Here is a 15580-nt window from a genome sequence, read left to right on the forward strand (position 1 = left end):
AAAACACTCTTTATGGAGGGAAACGATATGGCAGTCATCACCATCACGAAAGAAAACTTTGAGGCCGAGGTGCTGAAGAGCGTTCAGCCCGTCCTGCTCGATTTCTGGGCCGCCTGGTGCGGCCCCTGCCGGATGCTGAGCCCCATCGTGGACGAGGTGGCCGAGGAACGCACCGACGTCAAGGTGGGCAAGGTCAATGTGGACGAGCAGCCCGATCTGGCCGCCGAGTTCGGCGTCATGAGCATCCCCACCCTGCTGCTGTTCGAGAACGGTAAGCTGGTTCGTCAGGCCGTCGGCGCACGTCCCAAGAGCGGCGTGCTGGAACTGCTGGGCTGAGAATAAAACGGCGAGGAGCCGCTGCACGGAAAACGCTGTGCGGCGGCTCCTTTTTTGCGCCTGCATCATCTCAAAGCGGGCTTTCGTGAAATCATTTCGCCTTTCTGTACAAACGCACAGAAAAATCGTATCATAAAAATGAAAACACAGTCACTTTCACACTTTACAACTTTATCTAGATAAAGTAAAATAACCTTATCATAAGACAAAAGCGCCCGGGAAAAGGCGGGGCGCAGGGGGCGAGGCGGGCAAGCGCCCAGTGAAAAGTGAGGGAAAAGGTATGAAATTTGACATCTCCTGCTTACAGCCGAAGGAACAGGCCTCTTTCGCGCTGCGGGCGCTGTATGAGGCGGCGGGCTGCCGCAAATATCACATGGGCCGGTTCGAAGAGTACGGGCTGTATCAGGAGAACCGCAGCTTCCTTTCATCGGAGCAGGTCATCACCTTTACCGATCTGGACGGGCGGCTGCTGGCACTGAAACCCGACGTGACCCTCTCCATTGCCAAGACGGCACAGCCCGCGTCGGGCGAGACACTGCGCTACTACTATCACGAAAATGTCTACCGCCCCTCGGCGGAGAGCCACACCTTCAAGGAGATCGGCCAGATGGGCCTTGAAATGCTGGGCGATGTGGGCGAAGTACAGGTGCGGCAGGCGGTGTCGCTGGCGGCACAGTCCCTCGAGCAGCTGGGCCAGCCGTGGGTGCTGGAAGTGAGCCACATGGGCTACCTGTTCGGTCTGCTGGATGCGCTGGACGTGCCGGAAGCTTCCCGCGCCGCCCTACTGGCAAAGCTGAAAGCGAAAAACCTCCACGAGCTGAAAGCGGCGGCATCCGCCGCCGGGCTGGACGAGGCCGATGCCGACGCGCTGGCGGGGCTGATGAGCCTCTGCGGCAGCTGTGAGGATGTGCTTCCCCGTGTGGAAGCCGCCTGCCGGAACGAGCGGATGGAAGCCGCCGCTGCCGAGCTGAAAGCCATCACCGAAGAGCTGGCTGGTGCAGGCGGCAGCATCCGTCTGGACATGACGCTGGCCGGTGAGATGGAATATTACAACGGCCTTGTATTTCAGGGCTATCTGGAGTCGCTTCCCCGTCCGGTGCTCAAGGGCGGGCGGTATGACCTGCTGATGCAGAAGTTCACCCCGGGCGCGGGGGCCATCGGCTTTGCGGTCTATCTCGACGAGCTGGACCGCCTGAGCGCCCCGCTCCCGCCGGTACAGCAGCAGAAAACCGAAAAGACCATGCTGAACGTAGCTCTGCCGAAGGGCCGTCTCGGCGACAAGGTCTATGACCTGCTGGCTGGTATCGGCTACGGCTGCCCCGAAGACTACAACGCCACCCGCAAACTGGTGGTGGAGAACCCCGCCGCCGGCATCCGGTACTTCCTCGTCAAGCCCAGCGACGTTGCGATCTACGTCGAGCACGGCGCGGCAGACGTGGGCATCGTGGGCAAGGACATCCTGACGGAAGCGTCTGCCGATGTCTACGAGCTGCTGGACACCGGCCTCGGAAAGTGCCGGATGTGCGTCGCTGCCCCGGCAGATTACAAAGACGACCCCAGCCGCCCGGTGCGGGTGGCAACCAAGTTCGTCAACATCGCCAAGAGCTATTATGCATCCATCGGGCGGGACATCGACATCATCAAGCTGAACGGCTCCATTGAGCTGGCCCCCATCCTGGGCCTGTCCGACGTCATCGTGGATATTGTGGAGACGGGTACGACCCTGCGGGAAAACGGTTTGCGGGTGGTGACGGAGTTCATGCCCATCTCGGCCCGCTTCATCGCCAATAAGGCCAGCTACCAGTTCAAGCACCGCGAAATGGACGAGATGCTCGAAAAGCTGCGTGCCGCCCTTGCCGCAAAGGAGGAGAAAAAATGATAAAGCTGTATAACTTCGATGAACTGAAGCCCGAAGAGATACTGAACCGTGACATCCGCGCGGAGAAGAATGTGGAAGACGTGGTGGACGGCATCATTGCCGATGTCCGCGCCCGGGGCGACGAGGCCCTGAAAGAATACGCCCTCAAGTTCGACGGTGCCAAGCTGGATAACATCCAGGTGACGCAGGAGGAAATTGAAGAAGCCTTTGCGAATATGGACGGCTATTTCCTCGAAACGCTGCGGGAGGCCGCTGCCAACATCGAGGCCTTCCACCGCCAGCAGGTGCATAAAAATTTTGTGATGAACGACAAGCCCGGCATCGTGCTGGGCCAGAAATACACCCCCATCGAGAAGGCGGGCGTCTACGTCCCGGGCGGCACGGCGGCGTATCCTTCCACCGTCCTGATGGACGTCATCCCGGCCAAGGTGGCGGGCGTTTCGGAGATCGTCATGACGACTCCCGCCGGTAAGGACGGTAAGATCGATCCGGTCATCCTCGCCGCTGCGGCCACTGCAGGCGTGACCAGGATCTTCAAGACCGGCGGCGCACAGGCCGTGGCCGCGCTGGCCTACGGCACCCAGAGCATCCCGGCGGTGGATAAGATCGTCGGCCCGGGCAATATCTATGTCGCCACTGCCAAGAGGAAGGTCTTTGGCAAGGTGGGCATCGACATGATAGCAGGCCCCAGCGAGATCCTGGTTCTGGCCGACGGCGGCTGTGACCCCGCCTGGGTGGCCGCCGACCTGCTAAGTCAGGCCGAGCACGACAGGCTGGCAAGCCCCGTCCTCGTCACTGACAGCGCTGAGCTGGCCAAGGCCGTGCAGGCAGAGCTGGAAGTGCAGATCCCCCAGCTGCCCCGCGCCGCCATCGCCCGCGCCAGCGTGGACGACAACGGCAAGATCATCGTCTGCTCTGATTTACGCAAGGCCATCGAAGCCTGCAACATCATCGCACCCGAACATCTGGAAGTCTGTGTGGACGACCCCTTCAGCGTGCTAAATGAAATCAAAAATGCAGGCAGTATCTTCCTCGGTCGGAACGTCCCCGAAGCACTGGGCGACTACTTCGCCGGCCCGAACCACACCCTGCCCACCAGCGGCACGGCACGTTTCTCCAGCCCTCTGGGCGTGGACGACTTCGTCAAGAAGTCCAGCTTCATCTACTACACCCGGGAGGCGCTGGAAAAGGCTGCGCCCCGCATCGCTGACTTTGCCGAGCGGGAGGGCCTGCACGCCCACGCCCGCAGTGTGACCATAAGATATGAATAAACCTCTCAGGCGCTTTGCGCCAGCTCCTCTAATAGGGGAGCCTTTGGCAGAGAGGTCAAGTTGTAATAAAAACGGAGGCTGGCAAACATGAGCCGTTTTCTTTCTCCCACGCTGGAAGCTGTCACTCCCTACACCCCGGGCGAACAGCCGCAGGACCAGCAGTACATTAAGCTGAACACCAACGAAAGCCCTTATCTCCCCTCTCCGGCCGTGGTGGGGGCGGTGAGCGAGGCCGAGGTGGAAAAGCTCCGCCTCTACTCCGACCCTGCGTGTGCCGAGCTGCTGCGGGCAGCGGCGGCACACTTTGAGCTGAAGCCCGAGCAGATCATGCCCGGCAACGGCAGCGACGAGAACCTGTTCTTCGCCCTGCGGGCCTTCTGCGACGAGAACCACCCGCTGGCCTATGCAGACATCACCTATGGCTGCTACGGCGTCTGGTGCGGACTGATGCACATCCCCAGCCACATCATCCCGCTGAAAGAAGATTTCACCCTCGACCCGGCAGACTATTATGGCCTGAACGAGACTATCGTCATCGCCAACCCCAATGCTCCCACCGGTCTGGCCCTGCCCTGCAGCGCCATCGAGGAAATCCTGAAGAGCAACCCCAACCATGTGGTCATCGTGGACGAGGCCTATGTGGACTTCGGCGGCGAGAGCTGTGTGCCGCTCATCGACAACTACGAAAATCTGCTGGTCGTCCAGACCTTCTCGAAGTCCCGTCAGCTGGCCGGTGCGCGGCTGGGCCTCGCTATGGGCAATGCGAAGCTCATCGCTGACCTCAACCGGGTCAAGTTCAGCCTCAACCCCTACAACATCAACCGGCTGACCCTGAAGGCGGGCAAGGCCGCGCTGGAAGATACGGACTACTTCGACAAGACCCGCGCCGCTATCGTGGAGACGCGGGGCTGGACAAGGCAGCAGCTGGAAGCGCGAGGCTTTGCCGTGCTGGACAGCCGCTCCAATTTCCTGTTTGCTTCCACCGACAAAAAGAGCGGCGGCGAACTTTACCTGAAACTGAAAGAAAAAGGCGTGCTGGTGCGCCACTTCGACGCACCCCGTATCTCGAACTGGCTGCGCATCACCATCGGCACGCCGGACGACATGACCGCCCTTCTGCGGGCGCTGGATGAAATTTTGGAGGGCTGAGCCATGCGGGAAGTGACCATCGAGCGGAACACCAACGAGACCCAGATCGAGCTGACCCTGAACCTCGACGGCGCAGGCCGGTATCAGGTGGACACCGGCTGCGGCTTTCTGAACCATATGCTGGAGCTGTTTGCGCGGCACGGGCGCTTTGATCTGGTGCTTACCTGCCACGGCGACGTGGAGGTGGATTATCACCACACCACCGAGGATGTGGGCATCGCGCTGGGGCAGGCGTTCGCCCAGGCGCTGGGCGATATGCGGGGCATCCACCGGTACGGCAGCTTCTATCTGCCCATGGACGAAGCCCTCATCCTCTGCGCCGTGGACATCTCGGGCCGCTGCACCCTGAACTGGGACATCCATTGCAACACCGAAAAAGTCGGCGACTTCGACGTGGAGTGCGCCAAGGAATTCTGGCTGGGCTTTGCCCGCAGCGTGCCGGCCACCGTCCACTTCGTTCAGTTCGCGGGCGAGAACAGCCACCACATCCTTGAGGCCGCGTTCAAGGGCGCTGGCCGTGCGCTGGCCGATGCTGTCCGCATCGATGCGGCCCATCGGGACGAAATTCCTTCCACGAAAGGACTGCTGGTATGATATGCATCATCGACTACGGCGTGGGCAACCTGTTCAGCCTGAAATCGAGTCTGGCCCATCTGGGGCTGGAAGCGAAGGTCAGCGCGGATGCCGCCGACATCCGCGCCGCTGACCGGCTCATCCTGCCGGGCGTGGGCGCTTTCGGGGACGCGATGGCAAAACTTGAGGCCACCGGCCTTGTACCGGTCATCAGGGAAGAAGCGGCGAAGAAGCCCCTCCTCGGCATCTGCCTCGGGATGCAGCTGCTGTTTGAAAAGAGCTACGAGTACGGCGAGCACGACGGCCTTGGCTTCGTGCCGGGGCAGGTATGCCCGCTGGCTCCCGACCTCGGCGACAAGAGCCTGAAAGTGCCGCAGATCGGCTGGAACGCCGTCCACATCCTGCGGGACGACCCGCTGTTCAAGTACGTCAGGGACGGCGAGTATTTCTACTACGTCCATAGCTATTACGGCAAAAACTGCGCCGCCAACACACTGGCCGTCAGCGACTATTCCCTGCCCGTCACCGGCGTGGTGAAGGCGGGCAAGGTGTACGGAACGCAGTTCCACCCGGAGAAAAGCGGTGACGCAGGGCTGCGGCTGCTGAAAGCATTCAGTGAGCTGTAAATAACCTCTCAGTCTCGCATACGCTCGACAGCTCCCCTACCGAGGGGAGCCTCTGGCGAAGAGGCGAAGCTTCACGAAATGCCAAAGCCTCTCCTACTAGGAGAGGTGGCTGCACCGAAGGTGCAGACGGAGAGGTTGTATGAAGGAAAGCCTTAGATTAGGAGTAATAATATGCAGCTATTCCCAGCCATTGACCTGCGGGGCGGCAAAGTCGTGCGCCTGACGCAGGGCGATTACGACCGGATGACCGTCTACGGCGAAGACCCCTGCGCCCAGGCGCGGGCTTTTCTCGAAGCCGGGGCAAAAAACCTCCACGTCGTCGATCTGGACGGCGCAAAGGACGGCACCCTTTCCAATTACGACACCATCGCTGCGCTGGCAAAGCAGGGCGGCCTGTATATCGAAGTAGGCGGCGGCATCCGCACCGAAGAGCGCATTGAAAAATATCTCTCTTTGGGCGTGGGCCGGTGCATCCTTGGCAGTGTGGCCGTGACGAACTTTGACTTCACGGCCCGGATGCTGAAAAAGTACGGCGAAAAAATTGCCGTGGGCGTAGACGCCAAGGACGGCTATGTGGCGATCCACGGCTGGAAGGACGTCAGCGCTGAGCCGGGCGTGGCCTTCTGTCAGCGTCTGGCTGAGGCTGGATGCAAGGCCATCATCTACACCGACATTGCCTGCGACGGCGCGATGAAAGGCACCAACCTCGCCCTCTACCGCCAGCTTGCAAAAGAAGTGCCGGGCGTGGCCATCACGGCCAGCGGCGGTATTTCCTCGGAAAAGGAGCTGCTGGAACTGGAAGAGATGGGGACTGCCGCCGCCATCCTCGGCAAGAGCCTGTACACCGGTGCGCTGGACCTTGGGCGCTGCGTCGCGCTGGTGCAGAAGTAAGGAGCTAGACCATGATAACAAAACGCATCATCCCCTGTCTGGACGTCCGGAACGGACGGGTCGTCAAGGGAACGAACTTCGAGGGCATCAAGGATGTGGCCGACCCGGTGGAGATGGCCCGGATGTACAACGCGGCGGGCGCGGACGAGCTGGTGTTCTACGACATCACGGCCAGCGCCGAGGGCCGAGCCCTCTTCACCGACATCCTCACCCGGGTGGCCAGCGAGATCTTCATCCCCCTCACGGTGGGCGGCGGCGTCAATACGCTGGACGATTTCGACCGGGTGCTCAAGTGTGGTGCCGATAAAGTCAGCGTCAACTCGGGCGCACTGAGAGACCCCGGCCTCATCCCGGCGGCGGCCAAGCGGTACGGCGACCAGTGCGTGGTCCTCTCCGCCGACGTCAAGCGGGTGGACGGCCAGTTCCGCGTCTTTGCCAAGGGCGGGCGCGAGGACACTGGCCGGGACGCACTGGAATGGATAAAATGGTGCGTGGACAACGGCGCAGGCGAAGTGTGCCTCAACAGTATCGACACTGACGGTGTCCGGAACGGCTTTGACCTCGAGATGCTGGACGCCGTGGCGGCCCGGGTGAACGTCCCCATTATCGCCAGCGGCGGCGCGGGCAAAAAGGAAGACTTCCTCGAGCTGTTCCATCATAAAGGCATCGACGCGGGCCTTGCGGCGGGCATCTTCCACCAGAAGCTGCTCACCATCCGGGAGCTAAAGGAATACTTAAACGAAAATGGCGTGGAAATGCGGCTCTGAGCCCTTGCGTTTGCCCGCCGAATACGCTAAACTATAGCTGTCCCCCTGCGGGGAAGGAGAAACATTATGGATCTGAAATTTGACGAAAAGGGCCTCGTCCCTGCCATCGTGCAGGACCACTACACCAAAGAGGTGCTGACCCTCGCCTACATGAACGCCGAGACGCTGGCGCTGACCATCGCGGAGGGCCGGACGGTGTTCTGGAGCCGCAGCCGTCAGGAAATCTGGCGCAAGGGCGAGACCAGCGGCAACGTCCAGCGTGTGGTGTCCATCACCGCCGACTGCGACGCCGACGCGCTGGTGGTTGAGGTCGTCAAGAGCGGCCCCGCCTGCCACACCGGTGCCGAGAGCTGCTTTTTCAACGAAGTGTATGTTTCCCCGGAGCTGAAGCAGTTCAGCTGGCAGGGGCTGTATGACCTCATCAAGGGCCGCAAGACCAGCCCCAAAGAGGGCAGCTACACCACCTATCTCTTCGAGAAGGGCAAAGAAAAGATCCTCAAGAAGGTGGGCGAAGAGTGTACTGAGGTCATCATCGCGGGCGAAAAGGAAGACAAGGCCGAGACGGTCTACGAGATCAGCGATTTGGCATACCATGTGCTGGTGCTGATGGTACAGGCCGGCATCACGGTGGAGGACATCACCCGCGAGCTGGAAAAACGACACGTTATCGACCATAAGGTCAAACAGGAAAGGATGCAGTGATTCACTATGGCAGATTATAAGAAGTCCAGTGTCCATTGTCACTCGACGATGTGCGACGGCAAAAACACCTTGCAGGAGATGGCCTCCGCTGCGTGTGCGCAGGGGCTGACCACACTGGGCTTCACGGGCCATAGCTATACCCAGCGCGACCGTGAATACTGCATGAGCCCCAGCCGCACGGCCCAGTACAAGGCCACCATCGCCAAGCTCAAGACCGAGTACAAGGGCAAGGTGGACATCCTCTGCGGCATCGAGTGGGATCTGCTGAGTGAGGACAAGCGCACCGGCTACGACTACTGGATCGGTTCTGCGCACCACCTCTACGGCAAGAACACCGGCAAATACTACGAGATCGACTTCCGTCCCCAGGATCTCCACGACTGCATCTACGACGACTTCGACGGCGACCCTCTGGCCGCTGTGGAAGCATACTTCGCCGAGGTGGAGAAGGTGGCGGCCATGGGCCCCGACATCCTCGCCCACATCGACCTCATCAAGAAGCTGAACGCTGCCGGTGAGTTCTTCGACGAAGAGTCGCCCCGCTATAAAGCCGCAGCCCTCAAGGCGCTGAATGCTGCCAAAGAGCACGGCTGCCTGCTGGAAGTGAACACCGGCGGCGTCTACCGCGGCTACCGCAAGGACTTCTACCCCGGCGCATGGCTTCTGGGCGAGTGGCAGAAGATGGGCGGCAAGGTCATCATCACCTCCGACGCCCACGATGTGGACAGCCTGACCTTCGGCTTCGACGAGGCTGCTGCCGCCGTCAAGGCCGCAGGCTTCAAGAGTGTGGAAGTGCTGACCGTCAACGGCTTCGAGACGCAGGAGCTGTAACGATCTGAAAATATTGAAAAGGGCTGTTGTACAGCGGAATCAACCTCTCCGTCAGCGCTGACGGAGAGGTTGTACCTGTACAGCAGCTCCTTTTTGTGACTATGGAGGAACGCTTATGACCCAGTCCCCCGCGAAAAAATCATTCTTCAACCGGAACGTCGATTTGATGAACGGCCCCATCTTCAAGAGCCTGCTCATCTTTATGCTGCCCATTCTGGTGTCGTGCCTCTTCCAGCAGCTCTATAATACCGTGGACACCATGATCGTCGGCAATGTGCTGGGCGATACCGCCCTTGCCGCCATTGGCGCCTGCGGGGCCATCTACGAGCTTCTGGTTGGATTTGGCATCGGTATCGGCAACGGCCTCGCCATCGTCGCAGCGCGCGCCTACGGGGCCGGAGACGATGACCAGCTCAAACAGACCGTGGCGGGTTCCATCGTCATCGGCATCATCGCGTCGGCGGTCATCACGCTGGCGGGTGCGGTGGGCCTGCATCCGCTGCTGGAACTGCTGGACACCCCGGCGGAAATTTTAGAGGACGCCTACGGCTATATCATCATCATCGACTTCGGCGTCATCGTCATGTTTGCCTATAACCTCTGCGCCGGCCTGCTGCGGGCCATCGGCAACAGCTTTATGCCGCTGGTCTTCCTCGTCCTCTCGTCGGTGCTCAACGTCATCCTCGACCTCTGGTTCATCGCTGCGCTGGGCATGGGCGTGGCCGGTGCCGGTGTGGCGACGGTCATCTCTCAGGGCGTGTCGGTGGCGCTCTGCATCCTGTATGTTTTCCGCAGCGCCCGGCTGCTCCTGCCTGAGAAAAAGCACTTCCATGTGGAGAGCCGCCTCTATTGGGAGCTGTTCAGCCAGAGCATCTCCATGGGCCTCATGAGCAGCATCGTCTCGGCAGGCTCCGTCGTTTTGCAGTACGGCATCAATGGCCTCGGTACGCTGGTCATCGCGGGACACACTGCGGCCCGAAAGCTCTTCGCTTTTACGGATATGCCCCTGACGGCGATGGCCTCTGCCTGCTCGACCTACGTCTCCCAGAACTACGGCGCGAACCATCCCGACCGCGTCCGCCGCGGAATGCGGGACATCTATCTCTACGGTGTCGTGGTGGCTGTGACGGCTATCCTGCTTATGAGTGTGGGTGCGGAGTGGATGGTGAAACTGGTGTCCGGCTCTTCGGAACCGGTGGTGCTGGAAAACGGCGTGCGGTATCTGGTCTGGAACGCACCCTTCTACGCCGTGCTGGGAATGCTGCTCTCCACCCGCTACGCTCTGCAGAGCATGGGCGAGAAGGTGCTGCCCCTGCTGTCCAGCGTCATCGAGTTTCTGGGCAAGATCGTCTTCGTCCTGCTCTTCATCCCCCGCTTTGAGTATAACGCGGTCATCCTCTGCGAGCCGGTCATCTGGTGCTTCATGACCATAGAACTGCTTATGGCATACCGGCATAATTCCTTCGTGTTTCCGAAGATGAAAAAATAAAAGAACTCCCCGCCATGCAGCTGCACAGCGGGGAGAAAGAGGGAGGAAAATTTCAGATTCAGAGGGCCGAATAGCCGAAGCTGTTCACCAGCGCGTCGATGTGCTGGCCGGCCTTGCACATGGGGCAGTCGCGGCTGTCGAAGCTGGCGTAGTCGGGCAGGCTGGAGGGGTCGAAGATGGAGGTGACCGGGATGCCCAGACACTCGTGGGTGGTGGCGAAGATGGCCGACAGGCCCGCCACGGTGCCGCCGTAGTAGTTGACTGCCTCGATGGCCGCCTGCACGGTGTAGCCGGTGGTGATGGAGGCCGACAGGATGAGGACGTGCTTGCCCCTGACCATCGGGGCGAGATTGTCGCGGAGGATGATCTGGCTGCCGCTGGTGTACTCGGGGGTGATGACGTAGATGGTCTGGTGGGCATTCATGTTGGCAAAGCCGTCTTTGGTCAGCTCGTTGGCCAGACAGGTGCCGATGACCTGTGTGCCGTCCAGACAGAGCACGGTGTCCACGATGGTGCTGTGCTGATAGGCAGCCACCAGCTCCTTGGCGACAGCCTTCGCCTCCGAGAGGCGGGCTTTCTGGGTGGTGACGTCGATGTAGTAGTTGATGTGGCTGTGGCTGGTGGCGAAGTGGCCCTTTGCCACGCGCAGGAACAGACTGCTCTTGTTGGTGGGAAGCTTTACCATATTGATCATAACTGCACACTCCTGTTCTTGTGAAATCAGGCAGGACGCCCATCCCTCAAAAGGAAACAGCGCGGCGGCACATCTGTCCGGCCGCTGCGCTCCCCGGTTGGTATGCTCTTATTGTAGCAGGAAAAGCACCTTATGCACAAGACACAAAACCACTAAAAATCCTTGCCTGCGTTTTGGCAGAATGACGGAGAGGGGCAAACAAAAAGCGTCTGAGACAAAAGTCTCAGACGCTGAATGTTTTTATGATAAGAAAATCACTTCAGGTATGTATTGCCGGTAGTAACAGTGCTGTCAACAGTCATCTTCCAAGTGCAGAAAGCGCGGGTGTAAGCCTGAGTACCCTCGCTTGCCTGAGGACGGGGCCAGAACTTGACCTGGATGGTATCGCCATCAGCGACGCTGATGTTCGTAACCTTCAATTCGGTTTCCAGAGTCTCGTCTTTTTCCAGATAGTTGTCGCTCTTGCTCAGAGAAACACCGCCAGTGCCGTCGGTGTTATTAGCATGATAAGTCGTGACCGTCTTGCTGCTATCTTTGGGAGTGACCTCGACCTGGAAGTTTGCAGGACCGATAGGCAGACCAAGCTTGGAGGTGCCTTTCAGATTGAATTTGCAGGTCAGGGTCGAGCTGGAGCTAACGGAATTCAGACTGGCACTCTCGAGTTTGAAAGCACCCATCAGCTTCAGGGTGCTGCCGATTTTACCGGTCTTCTGATACTCATCCTCACCACAGCCAACGAGCAGGCTGGAACCAGCCACAGCCACGGCAGCAGCGGCGCTGTACTTCAGGAAAGAGCGGCGGTTGAATTCTAAGGACATGATCGTTCCTCCTTTATGTAGAAACACAGAAATCATTGTACTGCCCCGAAGGGCGTCTTGCCTATACAATAGGCGAAAAATGAGCAGATGTCAATGCTTTTCACAAAAATTTTGTGGGGAAGCTCTGCCCTTTATGACGGAATTTCGTCTCGGAAAAATGCCTCAGGCCTGCGTCAGGTCAGAAGAGTTCAGAGAGAAGGTGAGGCTCTTGTTTGCCACGAAGGTCGGGGTGAAGGTGACGCTCAGCTTCTGCCAGCCGGTGGGGACACAGCAGATCAGCTGGATGTAGCCTGCGCCCTGCGGGGGCAGATTGGTGGACTCAGAGAAGCTCTGAGCGGCAGCATCATAGAGCTGGATGTAAGCGCCGACCTCGGCCTCAGCGCCGTCGCAGACAGCGGTGAAATCGGTGGTGGAGGCGGCCAGAGCGTGGAAGTACTGACGGGCGACATCAAGCTTGGTAGCCTCATCGTCCAGCGGATAGGCGGCATCCAGTTCGGCGAGGTTCTGTGCGCCGATCTCAAACGTGGTAGCGCCGGAGCGGTTCACAGCGGTGACGAGCACAGCGACATACTCGTGGTCGGGCAGGTCAGGAGTGTTGGCCATGGTAAAGACGCTGGTGAGCTGGACGCCCAGATTGTTCCAGTTGCTGACCTTGTCGCCGACCTTGACTTCGATGGCGTTGCTGGTGCTGGAACCGCAGCCGCCCAACATGGCAGCAGCGCCCAGAGCTGCTGCGGAGGCACCGGTACACTTGAGGAAGGTGCGGCGGGAAATTTTATTGGACATGGATGTGTCCCTCCTTGAATTCGCTTTATTATGAAGTACGATGAAAATGTTCTATCTTGTTTATAACATCTTTTGCACGCAGATGCAAGCAAAAAACGGCAGAATTTACACTAGTTTCACAGAGACTTAAGTGCGGTCCTCTCCGGTCAGTTCCCGGGCGCGGGTCTCGCTGGTCTTGACCAGATTGAGCAGGCTGGGAGTATACAGCGGGTATTCCCGGGTCAGGCTCTCGGTGGTCATGGCGAGGCAGGACGGGTCGGCCACGCCCTCGCCGCCGGGCAGCGCTTCGCCGGCCAGCAGGGCCTCCACATTGGCCTGAGCCGAGTGCATCACAGCGTCGGAGTAGCCGGGCCAGCGCCGGGCGTCCACGCTGAACATGCTGGGGGCATTGTGGGACTCGGCGGAATAGAGCAGACGGAACATCTTGGCCACGGCGGTCATCAGGTAGGCGCTCACCTCGGTGGTCAGGGCCTTGCTGTGGCACTCGCCTATCTTGGCGTAGAGCACGTTCAGACTGTTGGAGATGAGCTTTTTGTTCATCGTGGGCAGGACGCTGCCGTGGTAGATGTTGTCCTTCATCTTGTCGGGGTTGGGGATGTCCTCTGCCGAGAGCATCATGCCGTTGCGCTCTGCCGAACGGCCCAGCAGATAGTCGCAGGAAACATTATAATAGTCTGCCACCCGTACCACAAAATCCAGGCCGCACTCCCGGATGCCTTTTTCGTAGTGGGAAAGCAGGGCCTGCGAAACGCCCAGATCCTCTGCCGCCTGTTTCTGGGTGATGCCGCGCTCCTTGCGCAGCAGTTTGATGATACGATTGAACTCCATGATGTTTGGCTCCTCAGATAAAAATAGGACTTCCTTGATTTTTGGTTTACAGCACGTTGATTATACACAATGGAAAACGACTTGTAAAGCGAAAAAGTGACGGTTTTTCCGCCGGAAATTCGGCGTTTTTGTCAAAGGGGTTGCTCTTTCTACCATATCTATGTTAAAATAAACCTTGCCGGCATATATTTAGTGTCTGATGGTGCCGGAAAAATCAGCAGAAAAGCAAGATTTGTGCGAATCAGCACAGGAATAGATAGCTCATAAGAGGTGTTTTTACATGAAAACCTTTAAGCTCCATCTCATCCGCCACGGCCTGACTTCCGGTAATCTGCAGGGCCTTTACATCGGCAGCGGCACGGACATCCCCCTGTGTGACGAGGGCCGCGCCCAGCTGGCCGAGCTGAAAGAGCGGTTCGAGTATCCGCAGGTGGATACCGTCTTCTCTTCCCCGCTCATGCGCGCCGTGGAGACGGCCAACATCCTGTTCCCGAATGCGACCCACCAGTTCTCGGTGCATGACCTGCGGGAGGCCGGTTTCGGCGTCTTTGAGAACCATCCCGTCAAGGAGCTGGTGAAGAACGAGGACTTCAAGAAGTGGATCACCCCGGGCTCCGGCTTTGTGCCGGAGGGTGCAGAGCCCACGGAGCAGTTCCACGCCCGCTGCTCGGAGACGCTGCTCAAGCTGTTCGAGTATATGATCCGGATGGATGTCACCGAGGCCGCCTGCGTGACCCACGGCGGCGTCATCATGAGTATGCTGAGCCAGCGCGCCCTCCCCTCCCGCCACCCCGAGCAGTGGATGGCTGACCCCGGCTGCGGCTACACCGTCCAAACCGACGTTCAGCTCTGGATGCGCGACCGTCTGGTGGAGGCCATCGACATCGTACCCTTCGGTTATGCCGACACCCTGCGGGGTCAGGCGGAAGCCGAGGAGAATGAAGCATTCGAATAAGAAAGAACGCTCTGCCGCCCTGCGATTTTGCCGCCGGGCGGCATTTTTGTACTCTTTTGGTACAAAATCAGCAAAGAAAACGCAAAACCTGCGGCAGAACGCTTTCAAACCCTTGACAGGGGGCAAAGAAACCGATACTCTATAAAGTGAATGATTTTTCTCGCTGCAAGGAGGAGTCCCCGATGTCTCAGTCTCTTTCCCGCCGGTCGTTCCTGAAATGCGCCGGTTCGGGCGCGGTCAGTCTGGCCGCTGCCCTGCTCACAGGCGTTTCGGCGGCTGCGGCACAGCCCCGCGTGATGGGCCAGCCTGCCCTGCTGGACGGCAAGGCGGCGGTGGAGCTGCTGGGCTATGCGCCTGCACCCGGGCTGGGTGGTGTGTTGGTCTACCTCTCGGTGGAGAACCTCTCGGCCCGCACCCTGCCGGTGGGCGCAAGCTACCTCCACAGCCGGGATGTCTCGACTCTGAAAGAGCTTTACAGTCTGGACAGCGGCGTGACCGCCCGCTGCGGGGGCGAGAGCGTCCCCTGCGGCAGCTTTGCGGCACCGCTCTACGCGGAGAACGCCGCCGATGCCTCGGCCTTTACACTCAACCTCGCCGCCGGGCGCGGCGCGATGCTCCACTGCTTCTGCGCTGTCCCGGAGGATTGGGAGGCGCTGGAGCTGAGCTATCGCCCCGCCTTTGCCGCCGGACAGCCGGTGGAGTTCGTGGTGCGCCGGGACGCCGACGCCGTCCGTCTCGGACCGGTGCCGGCGACGCCGGCGGAAGTCGGAAGCGTAGTGGATTTGTAAGTCCTTGTTCTTCTTTTTACGGCTTCTTTCATGAAGTCAAGTTCTCTTTTGCGTGTCAAAAGAGAACCAGAAATGGTTCTCGCGCCTGTGCGCGGGGCAGAACGCTTTTACGTTAAGTGGAATTGTTCTCTTTTGATGTCAAAAGAGAACCAGAAAACCACCAGCGATTTCGACGCGCTGGATCCACGAGAAAGGGG

The 15580-nt window shown here is 59.5% G+C and carries 18 protein-coding genes; 14 read left to right on the plus strand and 4 right to left on the minus strand.

Annotated features, from left to right (window positions below):
• Positions 1-27 precede the first annotated feature (27 nt).
• From trxA to AAAU26_RS00675, 11 genes are all read left to right on the plus strand, one after another.
• Positions 28-336: a thioredoxin gene (gene trxA, locus AAAU26_RS00625; RefSeq protein WP_227619436.1), complete on the plus strand. Its 309-nt coding sequence runs from the start codon at positions 28-30 to the stop codon at positions 334-336.
• A gap of 280 nt (positions 337-616) precedes the next feature.
• On the plus strand, positions 617-2215 hold the full coding sequence (gene hisG / locus AAAU26_RS00630; protein ID WP_227619437.1) for an ATP phosphoribosyltransferase: 1599 nt from the start codon (positions 617-619) through the stop codon (positions 2213-2215).
• Positions 2212-3486: a histidinol dehydrogenase gene (gene hisD / locus AAAU26_RS00635; RefSeq protein WP_217210877.1), complete on the plus strand. Its 1275-nt coding sequence runs from the start codon at positions 2212-2214 to the stop codon at positions 3484-3486. The genes hisG and hisD overlap by 4 nt, the downstream gene beginning before the upstream one ends.
• 87 nt (positions 3487-3573) lie before the next feature.
• Positions 3574-4635 (plus strand): histidinol-phosphate transaminase, encoded by a 1062-nt coding sequence (gene hisC / locus AAAU26_RS00640; protein ID WP_227619438.1) that lies wholly within the window; start codon positions 3574-3576, stop codon positions 4633-4635.
• Positions 4636-4638: 3 nt separating this feature from the next.
• Positions 4639-5229, plus strand: a complete 591-nt coding sequence (gene hisB, locus AAAU26_RS00645) for an imidazoleglycerol-phosphate dehydratase HisB (RefSeq protein WP_158395817.1) — start codon at positions 4639-4641, stop codon at positions 5227-5229.
• Positions 5226-5834 carry an imidazole glycerol phosphate synthase subunit HisH gene (hisH, locus tag AAAU26_RS00650; RefSeq protein WP_158395819.1) on the plus strand — a complete coding sequence of 203 codons (609 nt, stop codon included), beginning with the start codon at positions 5226-5228 and terminating at the stop codon, positions 5832-5834. Before hisB ends, hisH begins: the two co-directional genes overlap by 4 nt.
• A gap of 171 nt (positions 5835-6005) precedes the next feature.
• Positions 6006-6725, plus strand: a complete 720-nt coding sequence (gene hisA, locus AAAU26_RS00655) for a 1-(5-phosphoribosyl)-5-[(5-phosphoribosylamino)methylideneamino]imidazole-4-carboxamide isomerase (protein WP_227619439.1) — start codon at positions 6006-6008, stop codon at positions 6723-6725.
• An 11-nt stretch (positions 6726-6736) separates the two neighbouring features.
• Positions 6737-7492: an imidazole glycerol phosphate synthase subunit HisF gene (hisF, locus tag AAAU26_RS00660; protein ID WP_158402897.1), complete on the plus strand. Its 756-nt coding sequence runs from the start codon at positions 6737-6739 to the stop codon at positions 7490-7492.
• A 66-nt stretch (positions 7493-7558) separates the two neighbouring features.
• Positions 7559-8194: a bifunctional phosphoribosyl-AMP cyclohydrolase/phosphoribosyl-ATP diphosphatase HisIE gene (gene hisIE / locus AAAU26_RS00665; protein ID WP_227619440.1), complete on the plus strand. Its 636-nt coding sequence runs from the start codon at positions 7559-7561 to the stop codon at positions 8192-8194.
• A 6-nt stretch (positions 8195-8200) separates the two neighbouring features.
• Positions 8201-9025: a histidinol-phosphatase HisJ family protein gene (locus AAAU26_RS00670; protein WP_207677355.1), complete on the plus strand. Its 825-nt coding sequence runs from the start codon at positions 8201-8203 to the stop codon at positions 9023-9025.
• Positions 9026-9140: 115 nt separating this feature from the next.
• Positions 9141-10514, plus strand: a complete 1374-nt coding sequence (locus AAAU26_RS00675) for an MATE family efflux transporter (RefSeq protein ID WP_227619441.1) — start codon at positions 9141-9143, stop codon at positions 10512-10514.
• Positions 10515-10572: 58 nt separating this feature from the next.
• Here AAAU26_RS00675 and AAAU26_RS00680 read toward each other — a convergent pair whose 3' ends face one another.
• From AAAU26_RS00680 to AAAU26_RS00695, 4 genes are all read right to left on the minus strand, one after another.
• The gene (locus AAAU26_RS00680; protein ID WP_015566035.1) at positions 10573-11208 is read right to left on the minus strand and encodes a phosphoribosyltransferase; all 636 of its coding nucleotides are present in this window, start codon (positions 11206-11208) and stop codon (positions 10573-10575) included.
• Between the two features lie 254 nt (positions 11209-11462).
• Positions 11463-12026: a twin-arginine translocation signal domain-containing protein gene (locus tag AAAU26_RS00685; RefSeq protein ID WP_227619442.1), complete on the minus strand. Its 564-nt coding sequence runs from the start codon at positions 12024-12026 to the stop codon at positions 11463-11465.
• Between the two features lie 162 nt (positions 12027-12188).
• Complete coding sequence (locus AAAU26_RS00690) at positions 12189-12812, minus strand: twin-arginine translocation signal domain-containing protein (RefSeq protein ID WP_158395830.1); 624 nt, start codon at positions 12810-12812, stop codon at positions 12189-12191.
• A gap of 126 nt (positions 12813-12938) precedes the next feature.
• Positions 12939-13640 carry a helix-turn-helix domain-containing protein gene (locus tag AAAU26_RS00695; RefSeq protein WP_149795035.1) on the minus strand — a complete coding sequence of 234 codons (702 nt, stop codon included), beginning with the start codon at positions 13638-13640 and terminating at the stop codon, positions 12939-12941.
• Between the two features lie 280 nt (positions 13641-13920).
• Here AAAU26_RS00695 and AAAU26_RS00700 point away from each other — a divergent pair, with 280 nt between their 5' ends.
• Genes AAAU26_RS00700 through AAAU26_RS00710 form a run of 3 tightly spaced genes read left to right on the plus strand, consistent with a single transcriptional unit; the run spans position 13921 to position 15383 of the window.
• Complete coding sequence (locus tag AAAU26_RS00700; protein WP_149795034.1) at positions 13921-14595, plus strand: histidine phosphatase family protein; 675 nt, start codon at positions 13921-13923, stop codon at positions 14593-14595.
• Positions 14579-14740: a hypothetical protein gene (locus tag AAAU26_RS00705; protein WP_160141221.1), complete on the plus strand. Its 162-nt coding sequence runs from the start codon at positions 14579-14581 to the stop codon at positions 14738-14740. The genes AAAU26_RS00700 and AAAU26_RS00705 overlap by 17 nt, the downstream gene beginning before the upstream one ends.
• A gap of 37 nt (positions 14741-14777) precedes the next feature.
• Entirely contained in the window at positions 14778-15383 is a 606-nt protein-coding gene (locus AAAU26_RS00710; protein WP_223386708.1) for a Tat pathway signal sequence, read from the plus strand.
• Positions 15384-15580 lie beyond the last annotated feature (197 nt).

It is taken from the genome of Faecalibacterium longum (assembly GCF_040094125.1).
In the GTDB taxonomy this organism is placed as follows: Bacteria; Bacillota; Clostridia; order Oscillospirales; family Ruminococcaceae; genus Faecalibacterium; species Faecalibacterium longum.

What these genes read in the sequence shown, in the direction of transcription:
- trxA (WP_227619436.1), top strand. Translation starts at nt 28, where the DNA reads ATGGCAGTCATCACCATCACGAAAGAAAACTTTGAGGCCGAGGTGCTG.
- hisG (WP_227619437.1), top strand. Translation starts at nt 617, where the DNA reads ATGAAATTTGACATCTCCTGCTTACAGCCGAAGGAACAGGCCTCTTTC.
- hisD (WP_217210877.1), top strand. Translation starts at nt 2,212, where the DNA reads ATGATAAAGCTGTATAACTTCGATGAACTGAAGCCCGAAGAGATACTG.
- hisC (WP_227619438.1), top strand. Translation starts at nt 3,574, where the DNA reads ATGAGCCGTTTTCTTTCTCCCACGCTGGAAGCTGTCACTCCCTACACC.
- hisB (WP_158395817.1), top strand. Translation starts at nt 4,639, where the DNA reads ATGCGGGAAGTGACCATCGAGCGGAACACCAACGAGACCCAGATCGAG.
- hisH (WP_158395819.1), top strand. Translation starts at nt 5,226, where the DNA reads ATGATATGCATCATCGACTACGGCGTGGGCAACCTGTTCAGCCTGAAA.
- hisA (WP_227619439.1), top strand. Translation starts at nt 6,006, where the DNA reads ATGCAGCTATTCCCAGCCATTGACCTGCGGGGCGGCAAAGTCGTGCGC.
- hisF (WP_158402897.1), top strand. Translation starts at nt 6,737, where the DNA reads ATGATAACAAAACGCATCATCCCCTGTCTGGACGTCCGGAACGGACGG.
- hisIE (WP_227619440.1), top strand. Translation starts at nt 7,559, where the DNA reads ATGGATCTGAAATTTGACGAAAAGGGCCTCGTCCCTGCCATCGTGCAG.
- AAAU26_RS00670 (WP_207677355.1), top strand. Translation starts at nt 8,201, where the DNA reads ATGGCAGATTATAAGAAGTCCAGTGTCCATTGTCACTCGACGATGTGC.
- AAAU26_RS00675 (WP_227619441.1), top strand. Translation starts at nt 9,141, where the DNA reads ATGACCCAGTCCCCCGCGAAAAAATCATTCTTCAACCGGAACGTCGAT.
- AAAU26_RS00680 (WP_015566035.1), bottom strand. Translation starts at nt 11,208, where the DNA reads ATGATCAATATGGTAAAGCTTCCCACCAACAAGAGCAGTCTGTTCCTG.
- AAAU26_RS00685 (WP_227619442.1), bottom strand. Translation starts at nt 12,026, where the DNA reads ATGTCCTTAGAATTCAACCGCCGCTCTTTCCTGAAGTACAGCGCCGCT.
- AAAU26_RS00690 (WP_158395830.1), bottom strand. Translation starts at nt 12,812, where the DNA reads ATGTCCAATAAAATTTCCCGCCGCACCTTCCTCAAGTGTACCGGTGCC.
- AAAU26_RS00695 (WP_149795035.1), bottom strand. Translation starts at nt 13,640, where the DNA reads ATGGAGTTCAATCGTATCATCAAACTGCTGCGCAAGGAGCGCGGCATC.
- AAAU26_RS00700 (WP_149795034.1), top strand. Translation starts at nt 13,921, where the DNA reads ATGAAAACCTTTAAGCTCCATCTCATCCGCCACGGCCTGACTTCCGGT.
- AAAU26_RS00705 (WP_160141221.1), top strand. Translation starts at nt 14,579, where the DNA reads ATGAAGCATTCGAATAAGAAAGAACGCTCTGCCGCCCTGCGATTTTGC.
- AAAU26_RS00710 (WP_223386708.1), top strand. Translation starts at nt 14,778, where the DNA reads ATGTCTCAGTCTCTTTCCCGCCGGTCGTTCCTGAAATGCGCCGGTTCG.